Annotated in this window: 12 protein-coding genes; 5 read left to right on the top strand and 7 right to left on the bottom strand. The window is 43.8% G+C overall.

Annotation, left to right across the window (positions count from 1 at the left end; genetic code table 11):
* From FM038_RS18500 to FM038_RS18490, 3 genes are all read left to right on the top strand, one after another.
* Complete coding sequence (locus tag FM038_RS18500) at nucleotides 1-1,269, top strand: DEAD/DEAH box helicase (RefSeq protein WP_195873117.1); 1,269 nt, start codon at nucleotides 1-3, stop codon at nucleotides 1,267-1,269.
* Nucleotides 1,270-1,504: 235 nt separating this feature from the next.
* The gene (locus FM038_RS18495; RefSeq protein WP_142874770.1) at nucleotides 1,505-2,503 is read left to right on the top strand and encodes a dihydroorotate oxidase; all 999 of its coding nucleotides are present in this window, start codon (nucleotides 1,505-1,507) and stop codon (nucleotides 2,501-2,503) included.
* A gap of 54 nt (nucleotides 2,504-2,557) precedes the next feature.
* A protein-coding gene (locus FM038_RS18490) for an IS3 family transposase (RefSeq protein ID WP_142872721.1) occupies nucleotides 2,558-3,729 on the top strand; the annotation gives its coding sequence in 2 pieces (ribosomal slippage) (nucleotides 2,558-2,828 and nucleotides 2,828-3,729; 1,173 coding nt in all).
* A gap of 103 nt (nucleotides 3,730-3,832) precedes the next feature.
* On the opposite strand, the gene torD is transcribed toward FM038_RS18490, so the two are convergent.
* The 4 genes from torD to FM038_RS18470 all read right to left on the bottom strand — a co-directional run bounded on the left by torD (nucleotide 3,833) and on the right by FM038_RS18470 (nucleotide 8,600).
* Nucleotides 3,833-4,465, bottom strand: coding sequence for a molecular chaperone TorD (gene torD / locus FM038_RS18485; RefSeq protein WP_142874842.1), 633 nt, complete (start codon nucleotides 4,463-4,465; stop codon nucleotides 3,833-3,835).
* 189 nt (nucleotides 4,466-4,654) lie between these two features.
* Entirely contained in the window at nucleotides 4,655-7,147 is a 2,493-nt protein-coding gene (torA, locus tag FM038_RS18480; RefSeq protein WP_142874769.1) for a trimethylamine-N-oxide reductase TorA, read from the bottom strand.
* 33 nt (nucleotides 7,148-7,180) lie between these two features.
* Nucleotides 7,181-8,359 carry a pentaheme c-type cytochrome TorC gene (gene torC, locus FM038_RS18475; protein ID WP_142874768.1) on the bottom strand — a complete coding sequence of 393 codons (1,179 nt, stop codon included), beginning with the start codon at nucleotides 8,357-8,359 and terminating at the stop codon, nucleotides 7,181-7,183.
* A 70-nt stretch (nucleotides 8,360-8,429) separates the two neighbouring features.
* Entirely contained in the window at nucleotides 8,430-8,600 is a 171-nt protein-coding gene (locus tag FM038_RS18470) for a periplasmic nitrate reductase, NapE protein (RefSeq protein WP_142874767.1), read from the bottom strand.
* A 240-nt stretch (nucleotides 8,601-8,840) separates the two neighbouring features.
* Here FM038_RS18470 and FM038_RS18465 point away from each other — a divergent pair, with 240 nt between their 5' ends.
* Nucleotides 8,841-9,422 carry a SecDF P1 head subdomain-containing protein gene (locus tag FM038_RS18465; protein ID WP_419555651.1) on the top strand — a complete coding sequence of 194 codons (582 nt, stop codon included), beginning with the start codon at nucleotides 8,841-8,843 and terminating at the stop codon, nucleotides 9,420-9,422.
* Here FM038_RS18465 and FM038_RS18460 read toward each other — a convergent pair.
* Nucleotides 9,345-10,544 carry a BamA/TamA family outer membrane protein gene (locus FM038_RS18460; protein WP_199242704.1) on the bottom strand — a complete coding sequence of 400 codons (1,200 nt, stop codon included), beginning with the start codon at nucleotides 10,542-10,544 and terminating at the stop codon, nucleotides 9,345-9,347. The two genes, FM038_RS18465 and FM038_RS18460, sit on opposite strands and share 78 nt — an antisense overlap.
* Nucleotides 10,545-11,016: 472 nt before the next feature.
* Between FM038_RS18460 and FM038_RS18455 the strand changes: the two genes are divergently transcribed.
* Nucleotides 11,017-12,387, top strand: coding sequence for an NCS2 family permease (locus FM038_RS18455; RefSeq protein WP_142874765.1), 1,371 nt, complete (start codon nucleotides 11,017-11,019; stop codon nucleotides 12,385-12,387).
* Nucleotides 12,388-12,428: 41 nt separating this feature from the next.
* Here FM038_RS18455 and FM038_RS18450 read toward each other — a convergent pair whose 3' ends face one another.
* Entirely contained in the window at nucleotides 12,429-12,848 is a 420-nt protein-coding gene (locus FM038_RS18450) for a CBS domain-containing protein (RefSeq protein ID WP_142874764.1), read from the bottom strand.
* A 101-nt stretch (nucleotides 12,849-12,949) separates the two neighbouring features.
* Nucleotides 12,950-16,549, bottom strand: coding sequence for a sensor histidine kinase (locus tag FM038_RS18445; protein ID WP_223292901.1), 3,600 nt, complete (start codon nucleotides 16,547-16,549; stop codon nucleotides 12,950-12,952).
* Between the last annotated feature and the right edge of the window lie 214 nt (nucleotides 16,550-16,763).

Here is a 16,763-nt window from a genome sequence, read left to right as displayed (position 1 = left end):
ATGTCAGAACCCATTACCTCAACGGCTACAACCTTCGCCTCTCTAGGCTTATTACCTGAGTTACAGCAAGCCTTGCAAAGTCTGGGCTATGAGCATGCGACGCCGATTCAAGCACAAGGGATCCCAGCCATTTTAGCCGGGCAAGATATCATGGCCGGTGCGCAAACTGGTTCGGGTAAGACTGCAGCGTTTGCCTTACCTATTCTTAATCAGCTAAGCACACAGAAACTCAGTGAGTCGCTCAGTGAGCAAGCCCCCATACGTGCTCTTATCTTAACGCCAACTCGTGAGCTTGCTCTGCAGGTACACAGCAGTTTCGTCAAATACGGTAAGCATACTCAGCTTAAATCAGCATTAGTGTATGGCGGAGTGAGTATCGATGCCCAGGCAAAGGTATTAAGTGCGGGTGTTGATATCTTAATTGCGACACCTGGCCGTTTACTGGATCATCTAAGGCGTGGCTCACTGACGTTAGACAGCATTGATTTCTTAGTTTTCGATGAAGCCGACCGCATGTTAGATATGGGCTTTAAAGACGAGATAGATGCGCTAGTGAGCCAACTGCCTAAGACTCGGCAAACCTTGTTATTTTCTGCCACCTTCGATGAATCTATCTACAGCCTGAGCAAAACTTTATTACGTGATCCTAAACTGATTGAAGTGGGTGAGCGTAATGCTGCGGCAGTTGAGATTGAGCAGCGAGTCTATGCGGTTGATAGTGACAGGAAGCTTGAACTCGTTACTCACCTGATAAAATCTGGAGAGTTACAGCAAGTACTTATCTTCAGTCGGAAAAAAATCGCGGCAGATAAACTCGCGGCTAATTTATCTAAGGCAGATATTACTGCGCAAGCTTTTCATGGGGACTTGTCACAAGGTGCTCGCGAGAAAGTCTTGCAGGCGTTCAAGCAAGGTGAGTTAAGGGTGCTGGTGGCCACCGATGTTGCTGCACGTGGTATCGATATTATCAGCCTTAACTATGTGGTTAATTATGAATTGCCCTACAAAGCAGAAGATTATATTCACCGTATTGGTCGTACGGGCCGCGCTGGTAATAAGGGCGTGGCAATCACCTTACTTAGCCGTGAAGATGAACACCTGCTCGAGGAGGTTGAAGTGGTGCTAGATAAGCGTCTGCCTCAACAGTGGTTAGAGGGTTTTGAGCCTGATCTGACTAAGAGCATTGAGACACCCAAAAAAGGTGGCAGAAACGCGCAAAAACAGCGTGCTAAGCAACGTGCTTATCGTGGTGGCAAGACTCGAAAGTAAGCGCTGGTTACTTCACACGATCAGGTGAGGATGACAGAGAGGCCTTTTGTTGACGATACTAAGGTGATGTTATATCGCTGGGTGAGCTCTTCATCTTCATTGAAACCTGTATCTCAAGCCCTTGTTTAAACTTAGCTTAAGATCAAGTTTTTAGCTTTTGATAGCTGCTAATCTATTGTCCCGTTTGTGACCACTCATTCCGCGCTATTTAGCGCAGCATACGGAGCCCAGATCTATGCCTAGCCAGACTCACCTCGATACTCTTTTACCATCAGTTTCACCATCAGAGCACTCTCAGTCTCAGCCTTGTTTGAACACTCATATCGGGCAATTGCCATTAGACAGTTATATTTTTAATGCCTCTGGACCACTTTGCACCTCAGAAGAGGAGCTTATTCGATTAGCGGGTTCGGCATCAGCAGCAGTTATGACCAAGTCTTGCACTATCTTACCAAGAGAGGGCAATGCCGAACCTAGATACCAAGCATTGCCGTTAGGCTCCATTCAATCTATGGGGTTGCCAAATCTAGGCTATCAGGCATATCTGGAGATGTTGCCTAGGCTAAAAAAAGCGGGCAATAAACCTATTGTAGTGAGTGTTTCAGGCTTCTCTGTTGCTGATAATGTGACTATGGTTAAGGCATTTCAATCCAGCTGCGCCGATCTTATCGAAGTGAACTTTTCTTGCCCGAACATCGAAGGTAAGCCTCAGCTAGGGTATGATTTTGAGCAAACAGAGCAAGCATTAGAGGCTATTTGTCAGCTAGGGGATAAGCCGATTGGGTTGAAACTGCCGCCCTATTTTGATTTTTCTCACTTCATCACTATGGCCGACATTATCAAAAAGTTCCCAGTGAGCTTTATCACCTGTATAAACTCTGTGGGTAATACTTTAGTGATTGATGCTGAAACAGAAACTGCGATCATCAAACCCAAAGGAGGATTTGGCGGTCTGTGTGGCGATTATATTAAACCTATTGGGCTGGCTAATGTCAGGGCATTTCGACAGCTGTTACCTGACAATATAGATATTATCGGCGTCGGTGGCATAAAAACGGGCACGGATGCGTTTGAGTATCTACTCGCTGGCGCATCTGCGGTTCAGGTAGCGACTTGCTTTGAAAAGGAAGGGGTTGAATGCTTCGATAGGATTGCTCAAGAGCTGCAGAGCTTAATGGCCGCTAAGCAATATTCAAGCATTGCTGCAGTCAAGGGCAAGTTGAAAGTGATTTAGTCTAGCTGATATGACCCCCTAAAAGTGGACACCTTATATAAGCGATAAGGTGCCATGAAAATAATAACTCGTAAGACCCACACAGCAGCCTTCAAATTAGCTGCTGTTCAACAATCCTTAAACTCTCCCGATACAGTAAAGGCTTTAGCTGGTAAATTAGGTATCCATCCCGCTTTGCTCAGTAAATGGAGAGCTCAATTGACGTCGAAGAAACACACTTCTAAACCTATTAAAAATGTCGGTCCTAATAAGGGGCTAGCTGAACTTGAACGTGAAAACCGTGGGCTAAAAAAACGATTAGAGCGTGCAGAGTTGGAGAACGATATCTTAAAAAAGGCGAAGGAGTTCTTCGACAAACACCAGGGATAAAGTTTCAGTTTATCCAAGGTTATTGCTCAACTCGAAGAACGATAAAATTGCTCTGTGATATTTTTGGTGTATCTCGCTCAGGCTATTACAGCTGGCTTGTTCGTAAGCCTTCTCAACGCGATAAAGATAACGAAGTACTGTCTGACTTTCTCAAAGAAAAGATAGCTGAGCACAGGAGCATAGCGGGTTATAGGAAGTTATGGCTGGATGCTGTAGCTAATGGTTTCGATTGTAATAAAAAGCGAGTACAAAGCTTGTTACAGGTGTTTGATTACAGGTCTAAAGCATGTAAAAGGAAGTTCGGTGTAGTGAAGCCTAGGTTGATTGAAACAAGAGCGCCGAATTACTTAAACAGAGAGTTTGAAGTAGCTAAACCTAATACTGTTTGGGTATCAGATATTACACAAATTAGGTGCAAAGAGGGCTGGCAGTATCTATGTGTCATCATCGATTTGTACTCACGTAAAGTGGTGGGCTGGGCAACGAGCTACATAAATTCGAGCGAACTGGTGATGAAGTCACTCAAACAAGCTTGGGTAGAACGAAGGCCAAATGGGAGTGAGCTGATGTTTCACTCTGACCAGGGGGCTCAATACAGAAGCTTTGAAGTACTTAAGTGGCTAACGAAGCGTAAGGTCACAGTGAGTATGTCGAGAAAGGGGAATTGCTGGGATAATGCTTGCTCAGAAAGCTTTTTTGCTCAGTTAAAGAAAGAATGGTTCTCTAACTTAGAAGAGCTAAGCAGAAAAGAAATGACAACACAGTGTCGATTTTATATCGATGATTATTATAATATGGTGAGAAGACATGGGACTCTAAATGGAGTGAGTCCCATAGTATTTGAATCAAGAATTTAAACCCTGTGTCCACTTTACTGGGGTCATATCAAGCTAGTACCTAGTACCTAGTACCTAGTACCTAGTACCTAGTACCTAAGCTCTAGGTACTAGGTACTAAAATTTATACTTCTTCTCTTAAACCTTTTAGGTCTGCTTCAACCCAGCTCTGGGTTAAGCGGGCGAGGGCGCAGTAAAATTCACCACTGTCACATTGAGTGACTTTAGCTGCAAAATTGCCAAGCCAGATTGCCAGGTAGCTTTCAATAAACTTAAGCTGCTCTGTATCATCAGTTGTTTTGCACAAGTGTTCCACATAGGCCAAGATCACTGCTAAATGATCGGCTGGCTCAGGAAAGCTGGTTTGCACCTGAAGTTGGCTTTGCTTAAGAAACTGCACCATTAGCTGATGTTGTTCGCCGAATAAGGTTGGTTCATCTTGGGACTCAGATGAAGTGTCTTGAAGATAGAGGCTGGCATAAGGAGAGGCGCTATGTTTAGTGCCCACCAGGAACAGGCCACAATAATCGGCAGCTAACTCCATCAGAGCCTTATCAGATTTAAGGTTTTCAAGTACCTTAACCATGGCATCGACATCTTGCTTGAATGCTGATTCACTGGCTAACTGGGTCCAGAAGGCTTTAGCCTTTTCACTGGTAAGCTCATGGAGTAGTTGGTGATCTATCTCTTTAGCGAACAGCGAAGAGAGCAATCCATAGACCATGCCTCTTGCTTGATTGATTGAATCTGTGCTCATCTGTTTTTCTGCCATTGTTGGGTTACTCATGCTGTTATCCATATCTGAACACTCCATTTATTAGCGTATTCATCTTTTAGCGTATTGATTACAGACCGTAAATTTGAGAGAGGAAACTAAGGCTGCCATGTTTGATACTCGTCAGTGACACGTTGCAGGCCTTAGTTTCAATCTTTAGTTCTTAAGCTGCTAGATAAGCGTCTCAACTGGGCCATTAAATGAGCTGACTTCAGGTACTTTACCGCGATACTTCTCAAATTCAACTAAGCAAGTGTACGCAGCGCATGCTTGAGCAAGTTTAGAGGTACCGATATCTTGTGTCAGCGTATTCGGATCACCATAACTACAGAGTGCACCGATTTCAGCGCCGCCCTCTTTGCTACCATCTTCGCCAACGGGGCCATACCATGCGCCTTCGTGGATTCGGATGATCCCTTTCGGGAAGCTATCAGATACTACCGCACCGGCAAGTAACTGACCGCGGTCGTTAAATACACGCACTATATCGCCATCTTTAATGCCACGTGTTTTAGCATCTTCAGGGCTTAAGTATACAGGCTCACGTCCTTGAACCGTGTATGTTTCGCGATACTCTTTAGACTCACACATCTGTGAATGAAGTCGCTTATCTGGGTGACAAGACTGCATCCAAACAGGGAACTTGTTTGAACCCGGTCCACCATGACTGCGCTCGGTTTTTTCCATCCAGGTTGGGTGACCCGGACAATCATCATATTCATATTGGGCAATCTTACGGCTAAATATTTCAATCAAGCCCGATGGAGTGCCTAGTGGATTAATCTCAGGGTCGTCTCTGAAGTCAGCGTGACGTGTCCATGGCTTACCTTCGCCAAAGTGGACATAGCCGTCTTTCCAAAATGTCTCGAAATCAGGCATGTCGAAGTTACCTTCATTGGCCTTTTTACAATCTGTGTAAAGCTTATTAAGCCAATCAAATTCGTCCATATCACGGGTGTATTCTTTATCTTTACCCATGACAGCGGCAAAGCGAGTGAAGATTTCAAAGTCAGACAGACTTTCAAACAGTGGCTCAACCATTTTATGCATCGCTAAGATACCGCGATTGGCATACGAGCCATACACGTCGATATCGTTTCGCTCGAGTGTGGTACAAGCTGGCAGTACGATGTCTGAGAAACGACATGTAGCGGTCCAGTTCATGTCGATAGTGACCACACACTCCAGCTTGTGGAAGGCTTGCTTCATGCGGTTTCTATCTTGATGATGGTTCCATGGGTTATTGCCTGAGAACACCATCATCTTTATATCCGGGAAAGTGACTTTAGAACCATTAGCGTCAATGGTTTTTCCTGGCTCCATGATGGCATCAATCCAGCGAGCGACAGGTATAGTGCTACTCGCGCCTTTAAAATCATTGCTATCAAATAAAGGTTTCTGATCTTCATCTAAGTTACGTGGGAAGGCACCAGGTGCGGCGGCCCCCGATGAAGGTACACCAATACTTGAGTAGTGATGACCATAGCTTATGCCACCACCAGGTAGGCCGATTTGACCTATCATGGTCGCAAGTACCGCGGCCATCCAGTAAGGCTGTTCACCGTGTTGTTGACGTTGGATACACCAGCCCATCATTAGCTGAGTACGGTCTTTGGTCATGACTTTTGCAAGGTCACGGATGATCTCTGGGCTGACACTCGTGATCTCACTGGCCCACTCAGGCGTTTTTGCCACGCCGTCGCTTTCGCCAAGCAGATAGGGTAAGAATCTATCGAAGCCTAAGCTGTAGCCATCGATAAATTGAGTGTCGTGCATGCCCTTAGTCACCATTTCATGAGCTATGCCTAGCATCAGTGCAACGTCAGTTTGTGGGTTGACGTAAAGCTGCTCACAGCCTAAATACTTCTGGGTCTTGGTCACCACTGGGTCGATACTGATCACGCGGATCTTGCCCTGTTTTACCTTTTCTTTAAGCTCGGCTAGGTAAGCGAATGACTCATGAGTCTCTGCATTCCAGCCAACTTGCAAGTTCTTGTAAGGATCATTTGACCATAAAATAATGGTCTTAGATTCTTCAAGAATTAATGGCCAAGAGGTACCTTGTGCGTACACTTCGGTCGAACCTAAAATGTATGGCAAGATGGTTTGACCGGCACCTGTCGAGTAATCTCCAATCTTCTTGACGAAGTTGCCATGCATACCGATAGCGCGTTGCATGTGGCTAGTACTCGAATGCAGCTGACCTGTTGCACGCCAGCCTGTTTGACCTGCGTGTAAGCCTGATGGGCCGTATTTAGTCTGTACTTCATCAAGCGAGTCTTTTAGCAGGTGTAATGCCTTATCCCAAGTGACACGGACGAAACGGAAGTCTCCGCGCTGTGTGGTGTCACTCTTATGCCCCTTGAGTAGAAAGTCGAGACGCACCATAGGGTAACGAACACGAGAAGGGTTATAGACCAAGCCTTTGATGCCATTGATCATATCTGTTGGATACTTATCTGAGTCGAATGGCTTAACCTGATCGATAATCCCATTTTTACGTTTGATTTTAAAGGCGCCGAAATGGGTGCCTGTGGTTAACCAACCGTCTTTAGATTTAGCGCCTGCAGCGGCTAAAGCGTTCAATGGGGCCAGCACCGATGCACCACTTAGCACAACATAAGATGTTGAAACTAGGCCTTTTAAAAAGTCTCTTCTGTTCATAGTTCTTATCCTAATTCTGATTCTTTACCGGTGCTAGTGGGCTGATTTATCGAACGTTGATGAATGCTCTTGCAGGTACTTCTGTACGAGTGCTTGAGTATCCTGATCCATGTTAACGAACGCTATCATGCCCTGGAACATACCTGGCCAAGAGTTAGCATCAAAATGCGCTTCTTCTGGCTGGGTGTGACAGACGCTACAGCTGGTGGTGTAGGTTTCACGGGCGTAATCCCAAAGTGGTTGTAGGTCTGTGACTAGGTAGTCTTTTTCTGTCCAGATCTTAGCTTCAACACGTTGCCAAGTTAGGCCTGTCATCGGATCTTCTTTCTCTTCGAAGACTTGCATCACGCCCTCTTCGAGTGCGGCATCTTTAGTCAGTTGAGCCGATAGAATATTGAGACCAAAATCGTAGTAGATCACGCGGCCTGCGCCTATCTTCTTACGCCAGCCATCGATACCAACTTTGACACGATTACCTTTAGTTTCGAGTACCTTTACCTTGGTTGCTATGTTTAAGGTGCCCGCTTCAACATCGGTCTTTTCATTGTAGAAAAGTGGCTTGGTTAAGGCTGTAAAGTAAATTTTCTTTGCTTGAGGTGAGCGTTCGCCTGAGCCGACTTGTGCAATCAATTCTGGTGCACGAGAGGTGCCCATATCGGGTAGCTTATGTGCGATACCTTTGTGGCAATCGATACAGCTTTGGTCTAGCTCTGCAGCGCGCTTCATCTGCTTTTGAGCCAGCTTAGACATGTCTTCCCACTTCATTGAGTCATAGTTGTGACAGTTTTTACAAGCAAGAGAGTTATCTCGGTCGAAGCGTTTCCATTCACGGCTAGCCATTTCCAGACGCTTATCTTCAAACTTCTCCGGTGTATTGACCGTCTGCAGCATCCAACCCCACATATCGTGAGAGGCTTCTATTTTTCGCGCTATCTTACGGCTCCAGTCATGAGGTACATGACAATCTGGACAGGTTGCACGAACGCCTGAGTGATTTGACCAATGCACTGTTTCCTGCAGTTCTTTGTACGGCATGCTTTCCATGCTGTGACAGCTGATGCAGAACTCTTCGGTGTTGGTTAGTTCAAGTGCGGTGTTAAACCCACCCCAAAAGATAACGCCCATCAAAAAGGCGGATAGGCTGACCATGCCTAAGGTGAGATATTTGGCTGGCTGAGTCAGTGTACGCCAGATGTTAAGTAACCACTTCATAACTGTATCCTTTAAATCTTTAAATTGGTTTTATATTTGTCTTTAATCTTGATTGATGTCTTAGGCTAAATTAGTGCCCGACGACACCACCAAATGCCTGATACATCCAGAGGATGAAACCATAGGCGCTGATACCCGTTATGGTGATGATGGGGAATAGCAAAAAAATGATAAAACCAAGGGCTTTAAGCTCCTTAGTTTTAACTTGCTTGGCTGTTTCTGATGACGTTTGCTGTGTCATAACGGGCTCTCTTAAGTGATCTTATCTTCGATGACACTAATATAGAGCAGGGATGTGAACAGGAGTCAGACCATGAATGAATGAGTTTTGACAATATATGAAAGAATATGAACAAAATCGATCGGTGACTGACTTTAAATAGGGATATTGATTATTTTGATGCGAGGATGCCTATCGAGAGCTGTGAAGTTGAGATAAGCTTCAGCTCAATTCTGCAATTCGTTAAGGTAATGACTGGTGATGAAAGGCTTTGGCACATATGTATTTATTTTGATATTCAGCATTTTTTCTTTTAGTGCTTTTAGTCATGATGAAAAGAAAACTGATGATATAAACGCTGAAAACGTAAAGGTGGCAGCACTGAGTTTGGTCTGGGTTGCACGGGTAGATAAAAGCCTTAAGAGTGTTGAGGAGAGCGCAAAAAACTTCACGCCAGTCATTGAGTATCGCGGTGAGCAATACCGCCTGCTTGGAAGTGAAATCATTAGTAACCAAGATATATTAAGCCTTGAAGTTCACTCTGAGAATACTGTGAGGATAGAGCTGACTGAGCTGGGCGCAGCTAATTTATCAAGGGAAACAGCAAAGAATATTGGTGAGCAGATGGCGACTTTACTTGATGGTGACATTATTAATGTTGCGACAGTACAAATGCAGTTAGGCGCTAAAATGATCATGACAGGTCTGACAGAGGAGCAAGTCAAGTATCTGGTATCGGCCTGGGACAAGGGGGCTAGGACCTATTTACCGCCAAGCACCACCGAATTGAATGTACATCGTCCACTCCTCTGGGCCTTTAGCGATATCGATACCGGTTCTTAGGCCAAGTTGTCTGGCGATTAGATACCTAAAGCCTGCCCCTTTCGATGTTTGCCAGTGCGCATCGTCAAAGCTATTTCCATCTTCAATGGCTTTACCGGTTCCGGTAAAACCGATTAGCGTCCAGCGCTCATCAATATCATAGCTAAGCTGGATTTCGACTAGCGCTGTTCGGTCGCCCTGGTAACGCATGGCTGGCATGCCGCGCATATCGAGAAAGGGTTTTGCATAGAAGGGGACGCCACCTGAGACTGACTTTATATCGCCTCTGAAACCCAGTCCCCATTTCTCAGAGAGACGGGAATAGGTGTGCACAAACCCTGTGTACTCATGGTAATCAAAATCACCACCGAGATTTTTATCGTGAAAACTGGCCTTAATGCCTGCCTTGATGCCACTTCGGGGAGAAAACTGATTGTCACGGCTGTCATAAGTCAACTTAAGTGCGGCCGAAGCATCTCTGCTATCTAACTCAATCGGGTCGATACCGGGAATGTCTCCGGAAAAATGAAAAGTAGAACTTGAACCCATATTGACGTAATTAGCGCCGAAGAAAAAGTTTGAGTCGCTCAGTCTAAAGTCGATATCTTGTAGAAAGTACAGGCCCTCAATATTAAAGTTGTTAGCGATATTACTCGAACCAGCATAGTACTTTAGATTAAATGACCCGCCAAACAAGCCACCAAGGTAGCGAATACTGTCTTGTCTCCAGTTACCGGAGTGAAACACACCCGCAAGCTTGCTGCCATTGCTGGTTGCACCACCAACGACTCCAGTCACGCTGGGAGGAATTCCGGAGACTTTATCTGGGTTTTCTAATCTGATTACTTTTTGTTCATCGGTTTCATGGAAGAAAAGCAAGGCGGCTCCACCTCCAGTACCTACGGCTGGCTCAGTGATCAGAAACGGCACTGGCATAAATCCATGAGCATTATTAAGGATATAACTACTGGCATCTAATTGACCATCTTTAGGGTCAATCAATTCATCGAACATACCAGCTTGTGCGTTTCCTGAAACACTGAGTAGAGCCATTAGCACTATAGCTAGCTTGCTTGTTTTGATAAACCTTCCATGGGCCAAACCTGAAGGGGTGACGTTCAGCACTGGTATCGGGAGTGACATTAACCCATCCTTTTTTTTAGTAAAAAAACATAACTAGCTTAATAAACAATATATTAACAATGCTTATGATTAGAGTCACATAAGAATTTAAAATGAAATACTGACTTGGTTTGAGGGACGGTGAAGAGGGAAGTTCAATGGTGAGGGGATTGAATAATAATCTGTCAGCCTAGGTACAGGGCTAATACCAATTGATATAGCATAACTAAAGTGTCATACCTGTTCTTTTTTTAGAACAATTGTGAATTTGCTACAAAGACACTAGGTCAAAAGTACTGAATGATGTAGACTCCGCCGCCAGAAAAGGCTGTGTTTTAGTGTTTATATACTAATGATATTGAAACATAGAATTTCATATTCGCAGGTCACTATAAAATACATTAAGTATTAGTGGATCTCTCACCCGATATTATTTCGGGGCTCTCACCTGCCACAGCCTTATAAACTTAAGAGATCAAAAGGGTCAATAATTATGCAGTCTGAACAGGCTAGCTCTACTCCAGTGCAATCTACTTCATTACCGTCGGGTTCAATGCTCGATCGTTACTTCAATATTACTCAACGAGGCAGCACTCTCAAGCGAGAAGTGATTGCTGGCTTGACGACATTCCTTGCCATGGTCTATTCGGTCATTGTGGTACCGAATATGCTTGGCACAGCAGGCTTTGACTCCGGCGCAGTATTCATTGCCACCTGTATGATAGCGGCCTTTGGCTCATTGATTATGGGGCTTTGGGCCAATCTGCCGATGGCGATCGGTTGCGCCATTTCATTAACGGCTTTTACCGCTTTTAGTATGGTACTCGGGCAAGGGATCTCTATTCCTGTGACCTTGGGCGCCATCTTTTTAATGGGTATTGTATTTACCTTTGTCAGTGTGACAGGTCTTCGTCAGTGGATACTCACTAACTTGCCTAAGGGTATTGCACATGGTACTGGCATAGGGATTGGTTTATTTCTCTTGTTGATTGCAACGAATAGCGTGCAATTAATCGTAGCTAGCGATGTGGGCTTGCCTGTAAAGCTAGGTGATATTCATAGTCTACCTGTCATTGCTGCAATTGTTGGCCTAGCTGCTACTATCGGCCTTGAGCGCCGCGGCGTTCCGGGTGGTATTTTGATTGTGATCGTTGCCTTATCTGTGTTTGGTTTGATTTTCGATCCGAGTGTGAAATATCAAGGGCTCTTCGCTTGGCCTGATATCATGTCTGAGCAGTCACTGATCGGAAAAATGGATATTATGGGAGCCCTTAGTCCTGTGGTATTACCCATCGTTTTGGCCTTAGTCATGACGGCAATATTTGATGCTACAGGGACTATTAGGGCAGTTGCTGGTCAAGCCAACCTGTTAGATAAGGATGATAATATTGTGGGTGGGGGCAAAGCGTTAACGTCAGATTCTGTTAGCAGTATTTTTGCCGGAGTTGTGGGTGGCGCACCCGCAGCTGTGTATATCGAATCCGCTGCGGGAACTGCCGCTGGTGGTAAAACGGGTTTAACCGCGACTATCGTTGGCCTGCTCTTCTTGGTGATGATGTTCTTAGCGCCATTAAGCTATTTGGTCCCAGCTTATGCTACTGCGCCTGCTCTGATGTATGTGGGGTTATTGATGCTAAGTAATGTGAGTAAGCTTAATTTTGATGATAAGGTCGATGCTATGGCTGGTCTGACTTGTGCCATATTTATCATCTTAAGCTCCAATATTGTCACTGGGATTATGCTAGGTTTTGTGACTTTAGTGATAGGGCGTATTTGCTCGGGTGAGATACGAGCACTAAAGCCAGGTGTGATAGCCATTACCTTAGGTTTGGTCATCTTCTATATGGGTGGCTGGGCGATATAACGGAATTTAGGTCCTAGGTCCTAGTTACTAGGACCTGATTTTTAGCTCGCAAAGGCTTTTAATAGATCTTTCCAGGTAACAATTCCTACTAGCTTGCCATTGTCTAAAACGGGTAATGATCCTATTCCATACTCGAGCAATAGCTCACTTGCCCGCTTGATGGTTTGATATGGTTCTATGGTGATTGGGTTCCTACTCATCACCTGATGAGCTCTTCTCTGCAGGGTTTCACTGTCGCGTTCGGTTTCGCTGATGTTGCCTATATTGGGGCTCAAGGCCCGTAAATAGTCACGTTCCGACAAGATACCCTGTAGTTCATCGTGTTCGATAACCAGGAGGTGATGGAACGGAGCATTATCAAAAATCTCTTTGACTATGGTGAGCCTATCGTCCATTTCAATAGTCACGATACGAGTGCTCATGATTTGTGATATTTTGATATTCGCTGATTTCACATCCATAGGGCCTCCTAACTAGACAAACACTGATTATGAATACTTCTAACCATTTACATATTTATAACAGTTAGATAAGGCAGAGGGAAGTGAATCTTATCTATCAGTTAGTCTGAATTCACTAACAGGCTTTCAGGAAGTGAAATTGTAAACCGAGTTCCTTCTCCTATCTCAGAATCTAGCCTGATGTCACCACTAAGTTCTTGAGTCACCAAATTAAACACGATATTCATGCCTAGCCCACTGCCGCCTTTGCCTCTTTTTGTGGTAAAGAAAGGGTCGAAGACTTGAGCCTGAACCTCTTTTGGCATACCACAGCCATTATCTTGGTAGATGATGTCTAATCCGGTGGTTGATCTTACTACATTGAGGGTGAGTTTTCCGGCACCTCCATCCGGATAGGCATGCACTACAGAGTTGTTAAATAGATTACTGATTATTTGGTAAAAAATGCCAGGGCTACTAAAAATAATAATATTATCTGGGCATTGATATGAGTACTGGTGCTTAGTTCTGGAGAGTAAAGGATTGAGTGCTAAGAATATTTCATCTAAGTAGAGCTTTAAATTGAATTCATGTTCCTCTTCGTGGGATTGATCTACAGAGACTTGTTTAAAGCTCTTAATCAACTTCGAAGCGCGAGCTAAATTGGACAGGATCAGAGTGGAAGCATCATGAACTTCACCTTGATATTGCTCAAAGTCTTCGTGGGATATATCGCCTTGTGAATATTTCTTATTAAACACCTTTACGCTTTCCTGTAGGTGAGAAGCTGCTGTAACACTGATGCCGATGGGGGTGTTGATCTCATGGGTTACGCTAGCGACTAACCCCCCTAAGGTGGCCATTTTTTCTTTGTTAACTAATTCGCTTTGAGTATATTCCAGCTGCTCTAATGCCTGCTTGAGCTCATCATTACTTTGCTGAAACTGTAATGTTCTATCGAGCACACGATTTTCTAGGTGTTGGTTTAGCGCTATTAACTTAGCTTCAGCTTCCTTTTGGCATTGGATATTTTTAATCGTTCCAGCGATCCTCAATGCAAGACCTGAGCTATCTCGCTCTATCACTTGACCTCGATTCAACACCCATAGCCAAGTGTTATCAAGCATTTTTGAGCGATACGTTAGCTCGAATTTATCTTGGTTGTCCTTAAGACAATCATCCATTTTAGATTTTATCAAAGGCTGGTCGTCTGGATGTACGCAGCTCTTTATCGTCTCTGTTAAATGCTTTTCAACTTCCGGGTACATCAAAAAGGTATTGGATCTTATGATGCATTTCTTCTCTATGTTCCAGTCCCAAAATTCATCACCGCTGCCCCATAAAGATAGCTGTAAACGCTGTTCACTTTCTTGCTTGTCTTGTAATAGACGTGCTTGTAGTTGGAATTTTTTCCATCTGCTATAAAACACTAATAAAAGTAATAGTAATATTGACACAAGATAGATGGAGTATGCCCACCAAGAGCGCCAAGGGGCCGGTAGTATTGTAATATTAATGTGTTTAACCGGACTGTAATGACCATTGATATCTTCAGATTTTATTAGAAATATATAGGCTCCTGCAGCTAAACCGGTGAAATGGACTGATTGGTCTATATTGGCCGGTAACCATTGATCATGTAGGCCAACCATTTTGTATTGGTAGCTCAAACGGCTTGCTCGATGCAGTTCTGGTGTATGGTAATGGAAAGAAAAAGTGTCTTCTAGATAGCTTAAGGTCAGTTGACTGATGTGCTGAATCGATGAACGCTGTAATTGAGCATTTTTTGTCGTATTTCTCACACTTAAGCCATGGATAACAGGCATTCTTGGAGCCGATAATTTAGGGAGTTGAGAAGCAAAGAAGTAATTAAAGCCGTTAATACCGCCTAGATATATCCTGTTGTCGCTATCGATAAAGCCTGCGCCGTAGTTAAACTCATTATCTTGTAAACCATCTATGTTGGTGAAGTTTTTTATATTAGCAGTTCGTGTGTTCAGTAGGCTAAGTCCGGAAGATGTACCGACCCAGAGCCTGTGCTGGTTATCTAGCATGCTTAAATAGGCCATATTACCGATAAGGCCATTATCAGTGTTAAACACTTTAGTTTCATGAGTTACCCGATCGAAAGAAAATACACCTTCGCTGGAGCTTACCCATAGTAGATCTTCTTCGCCTTGAAAGAGTGAAGTCAAGTGCTTCTGGGGGATGGATATTTCGGTATCTGTACTGTAACGAGTAAACTGTCCATTAGGAGATAATTGCGTCAGCCCATTACTGTATGACGCGAACCAATAATTGTTATCTTTGTCTTGAATCACGGAGGTTATTTCGTTGCTGGCTAAGGAGTTTGGATTTTCTCTGTCATGCTTAAATTGAATGAAGCCATGCTCTTCATCTATGTATTTAGCGACACCGGCATTTCTTGTTGCCAGCCAGGCATTATCTTGGTGATCGAAGTAGACACTTAACAGCAGATCGCTGGGTAGGCCATTGAGATTACTAGGGTCATGCTTATATTGAATATAACTTCTTTTATCCGGTGTGAAGATAAACAACCCCTCACCGCGAGTACCCACCCAAAGCCTTTGCTGTTTATCTTCCTGAATGAAACTGATAAAGCTCTGAGAAAGCTTAGAACCGGGCACTTCAAATGGTTTAAACCCCATAATGTCATGATGTACATTTTCCATAGCACGATACAGTCCCAAGGAGGTTCCAACCCATAACTGCTTGCTTTTATCTCGGTAAATACTCCTGATATTACTATTTTGTAAATTGTTATCGTCGAAGCTAAAAGGATGAACGTGGCCAAAAATCTCGGCTTCAAGATAGGTTTTGTTTAATCCACCGCCTTGAGTGCCTATCCATAACTGGTTTTCATTATCTAAACTTAGCGCAGTGACGTTAGGGCTGTTAAGGCTAGATAAATTGCTGGGATCACTGGTGAAAAACTGAATGGTTTCATTTTTTGGCGAGTACCTTGCAAGGCCTACAGCTTCTACTCCGAGCCACAGCTTGCCGAACCTTCCCAGTTTTAAATGGTTAATTTTTTTTCCTGACAATCCAATTGCCGAAGTAATATGTTTTATAGCGTTTGTGTAAATATCGAATATAAACAACCCGCTATTCTTGGTCCCAATCCAAAGTGTATTACTGTGTCCGGACTCAATACTAGTGATATTATCTTTGATCTGGCTAGTGATTTCAGGGTAATGGGTGATTTCGTGTTTATTATTTATCTGGGAAAGTCCATCATTGGCTATAATCCACAGCCTATCAAATCTATCTATATAGAGCTGGCTGATATGATCACTTTTTAAATGGTCCTTGGCCTTGCGGTAATGCTTAATTATCTTGTTCTTTGTTGGGGAGTAATGGATTAGCCCCATTGAGTCTGTAGCTATCCATAGGGTGCCTTGGCTATCTTGGGCGATATCGGTATAAGTGGCTGAAGGCAGAGGGGAGTTAGTGGCATTGAAACTTGTAAATGTGTCTGTACCAGGATTATAAAGGTCGAATCCTTCATTATTGGTCAGTAACCAAAGTTGTTTTTTTCTACCATAGAAGAGCTTGTTGACGTGTTTCTGTGACGGACCTAAATGATCACCCGTCACTGGATACAATTTAAAGTCTTTACCGTCAAAGCGGTTTAAACCGTTTTGGGTCGCTACCCATAGATAACCTTCATCATCAGTTTCTATATCAGTGACTGTGTTCATCGATAAACCTTGCTCTTCTGCATAAAAGTCGAAATGAATAGGGCTAGCTATAGCTATAGCCCAATGACTTACGAGTAAGGAGAGTAATAAAACAGCACTTTTCATCAGAGTGAATAGAAGCTTATTTGAGTGGTTTTGGCTTTAAGTTTAGAAGCTAACAGTAAAAGTGCGAATATGGGGGAGAAGAAATTTTGGGAGACTAAAGAGTGGCAAA

This window comes from Shewanella eurypsychrophilus (assembly GCF_007004545.3).
GTDB classification, from domain to species: Bacteria; Pseudomonadota; Gammaproteobacteria; order Enterobacterales; family Shewanellaceae; genus Shewanella; species Shewanella eurypsychrophilus.
Note: the sequence above shows the minus strand (reverse complement) of the source record. Positions and strands in the feature narration are given on the sequence as shown.

Bases quoted from the DNA above. Each gene is read 5' to 3' on its own strand.
- FM038_RS18500 (WP_195873117.1), top strand. From the start codon at position 1: ATGTCAGAACCCATTACCTCAACGGCTACAACCTTCGCCTCTCTAGGC.
- FM038_RS18495 (WP_142874770.1), top strand. From the start codon at position 1,505: ATGCCTAGCCAGACTCACCTCGATACTCTTTTACCATCAGTTTCACCA.
- torD (WP_142874842.1), bottom strand. From the start codon at position 4,465: ATGAGCACAGATTCAATCAATCAAGCAAGAGGCATGGTCTATGGATTG.
- torA (WP_142874769.1), bottom strand. From the start codon at position 7,147: ATGAACAGAAGAGACTTTTTAAAAGGCCTAGTTTCAACATCTTATGTT.
- torC (WP_142874768.1), bottom strand. From the start codon at position 8,359: ATGAAGTGGTTACTTAACATCTGGCGTACACTGACTCAGCCAGCCAAA.
- FM038_RS18470 (WP_142874767.1), bottom strand. From the start codon at position 8,600: ATGACACAGCAAACGTCATCAGAAACAGCCAAGCAAGTTAAAACTAAG.
- FM038_RS18465 (WP_419555651.1), top strand. From the start codon at position 8,841: ATGAAAGGCTTTGGCACATATGTATTTATTTTGATATTCAGCATTTTT.
- FM038_RS18460 (WP_199242704.1), bottom strand. From the start codon at position 10,544: ATGTCACTCCCGATACCAGTGCTGAACGTCACCCCTTCAGGTTTGGCC.
- FM038_RS18455 (WP_142874765.1), top strand. From the start codon at position 11,017: ATGCAGTCTGAACAGGCTAGCTCTACTCCAGTGCAATCTACTTCATTA.
- FM038_RS18450 (WP_142874764.1), bottom strand. From the start codon at position 12,848: ATGGATGTGAAATCAGCGAATATCAAAATATCACAAATCATGAGCACT.
- FM038_RS18445 (WP_223292901.1), bottom strand. From the start codon at position 16,549: ATGAACACAGTCACTGATATAGAAACTGATGATGAAGGTTATCTATGG.